General features: G+C 69.7%; 4 protein-coding genes. 3 read left to right on the forward strand and 1 reads right to left on the reverse strand.

All coding sequences use genetic code 11. From position 1 onward, the window contains the following. The 3 genes from ACMO6A_RS07845 to thiD form a co-directional block, all read left to right on the forward strand. Positions 1–231 (forward strand): hydroxyethylthiazole kinase (locus ACMO6A_RS07845; protein WP_418471040.1); only part of this gene is annotated, 231 nt, incomplete at its 5' end. 10 nt (positions 232–241) lie between these two features. Further along, entirely contained in the window at positions 242–892 is a 651-nt protein-coding gene (gene thiE / locus ACMO6A_RS07850) for a thiamine phosphate synthase (RefSeq protein ID WP_035585972.1), read from the forward strand. A gap of 30 nt (positions 893–922) precedes the next feature. Then, on the forward strand, positions 923–1705 hold the full coding sequence (thiD, locus tag ACMO6A_RS07855; protein ID WP_035585973.1) for a bifunctional hydroxymethylpyrimidine kinase/phosphomethylpyrimidine kinase: 783 nt from the start codon (positions 923–925) through the stop codon (positions 1703–1705). Positions 1706–1908: 203 nt separating this feature from the next. Here the strand turns inward: thiD and ACMO6A_RS07860 are convergent. Further along, positions 1909–2410: amidohydrolase family protein (locus ACMO6A_RS07860; protein ID WP_418471041.1), on the reverse strand; the 502-nt coding region annotated here is incomplete at its 5' end.

Below are 2410 nucleotides of genomic sequence, written 5' to 3' on the forward strand. Positions count from 1 at the left end.
GGCTGCATGCTGTCGTGCGTGTGCGCGGCGTTCGCGACGGCGAACCCCGATGCGCTGCTCGACGCCACGGTGGCCGCCGTCGCCGGCATGGGGCTGGCAGGCCAGATCGCCCAAGGCCGCATGAGCGGCTACGACGGCAACGGGTCGTTCCGCACGTACCTGCTGGACGCCCTGTACAACCTCGACGGCGATGCCCTGGAAGCGGGCGCGCGGGTCGAAGAGCTAGCATAAGGAGGAGCGCATGTACCCACGGGAGAATCTGCGCCGGGCGATGGCGCTGTACGCGGTCACCGATCGCGCGTGGCTGGGCGAGCGCACGCTTTCCGCGTGCGTCGAAGAGGCGCTTGCGGGCGGTGCGACGTTCGTGCAGCTGCGCGAGAAGGACGCTCCCCAGGCCGAGGTGGTGCTGCGCGCCCGGGCGCTCGCGCCGCTCTGCCGCGAGGCGGGCGTGCCGTTCGTGGTGAACGACGACGTGGAGGCGGCTCGCATCGCGGGCGCCGACGGCGTGCACGTGGGGCAGGACGACGCCGCATGCGTCGAGGCGCGCGAGAAGCTGGGGCCCGATGCCATCGTGGGCGTGTCGGTGCAGACGGTGGAGCAGGCGTTGGTCGCCCAGGCCGACGGCGCCGACTACTTGGGCGTAGGAGCCGTGTTCGGCACGCCCACGAAGCCCGATGCCGCCGACGTGGGGACGGACGGCCTTGCCGCCATCTGCGCCGCCGTCGATATTCCCGTGGTGGCCATCGGCGGCCTGAACGAGCGTACGATCCCCGAGCTCGCGGGGACGGGAGCCGACGGCGCGGCGGTGGTGTCGGCCATCTTCGCGGCTGAGGATATCGAGGAAGAGACGCGTCGTTTGCGGGCGGCGGTGCAAGCAGCGCTCGGCGCATAGCCGACGCTCGCCGATAGAAAGGAAAGCGGTATGGAAGCAGTGCTCAGCATCGCGGGTTCGGATTCCAGCGGCGGCGCGGGAATCCAGGCCGATATCAAGACCATCGCCGCGCACCGCCTGTTCGCCGAGACGGCGATCACGGCGCTCACCGCGCAGAACACGCTGGGCGTGACGGGCGTGCTCGACGTCGATCCGGCGTTCGTCGCGAAGCAGATCGACGCCGTGTTCGAGGATATCCGGCCTGCCGCCGTGAAGGTGGGCATGGTGTCGTCGGCCGCCATCATAGAAGCCGTCGCCGACGCGCTCGAGCGCCACGCAGCCGCCAATATCGTGGTAGATCCCGTCATGGTGGCCACGAGCGGCGCCCGCCTCATCGGCGACGATGCGATCGAAGCTTTGAAGGCGCGCCTATTGCCGCTTGCGGACGTGGTCACGCCGAACATGCCGGAGGCTGCGGTGCTGGCCGGGTTCGAGGTTGTAGACGAGGCGTCGATGGAACGCGCCGCGCTGCGCCTTGCCGAGGCGGGGACGGGCGCTGCCCTTGTGAAGGGCGGTCATCGCCATGATCGCGCCGACGACGTGCTGGTCACGGCGGAGGGCGATGTCGTGTGGCTGCGCGCGCCGCGCGTCGACACCGAGAACGCCCACGGCACGGGCTGCACGCTCTCGTCCGCCATCGCCTGCGGGCTTGCCAAGGGTCTTCCGATGGAAGAAGCGGTGCGCGCCGCAAAGGACTACGTTCGCGGCGCCCTCGCCGCCGGCCTCAACCTGGGAAAGGGAAGCGGCCCCCTCGACCACATGTGGGAGTATTAGGTTCCGGCGGCCTTCCGGCCGCCGGAACATGCCGATGCTGCGGCCGCCCATGGCACCCGATCTCGCGGCGATGCCGAGGGCTCGCGTACCGAGGTACGCTTCACCCTCGCCATCCCCACGATCTCGGGCACCATGGCCGCCCTCGCTGACTTACTACGCCGACCTGCGCGCCCGTTTCGCGCTTAGCGCGAAGCTCCGATCCGTCACCGCTCGAACACGCACGTCCCGCCCATGAAGGTGGCCAGCACCTTCGTCTTCTGGATGTCGTCGGCGTCGCAGGCCAGCAGATTGCGGTCGAGCACGGCGATGTCGGCCAGCTTGCCCGCTTCCAGCGTGCCCAGCTCGCTGCTACGTCCTGCCGACGCAGCACTGCCCTGCGTGTAGGCGCGCAGAGCTTCGGCCATGCCGATGCGCTCGTCGGGCAGCCATCCGCCTGTCGGCTCGTGGGTGCCCGGGTCCTGCCGCGTTACCGCGCTGTACAGCACGTCCATCGAGTTCACACCTACCACGGGCGAGTCCGTGCCGAACGCCAGCACCGTGTTGTCGTCCAGCAGCGTGCGGAAGGGCCACATGTACGGAACGCGTTCGGGCCCCAGGTCGCGCTCGGGGCCGCCGGGATCCAGCGTCATGTGAGGAGGCTGCACGGCGGCCACCACCTGCAGATCGGCCAGTCGCTTCATATCCCCGGGCAGGAAGTTCTCCAGG

It is taken from the genome of Eggerthella sp., assembly GCF_048329335.1.
Lineage (GTDB): Bacteria > Actinomycetota > Coriobacteriia > Coriobacteriales > Eggerthellaceae > Eggerthella > Eggerthella lenta.

Excerpts from the sequence above, each read along its gene's own strand:
- thiE (WP_035585972.1), top strand. The coding sequence starts at position 242 with ATGTACCCACGGGAGAATCTGCGCCGGGCGATGGCGCTGTACGCGGTC.
- thiD (WP_035585973.1), top strand. The coding sequence starts at position 923 with ATGGAAGCAGTGCTCAGCATCGCGGGTTCGGATTCCAGCGGCGGCGCG.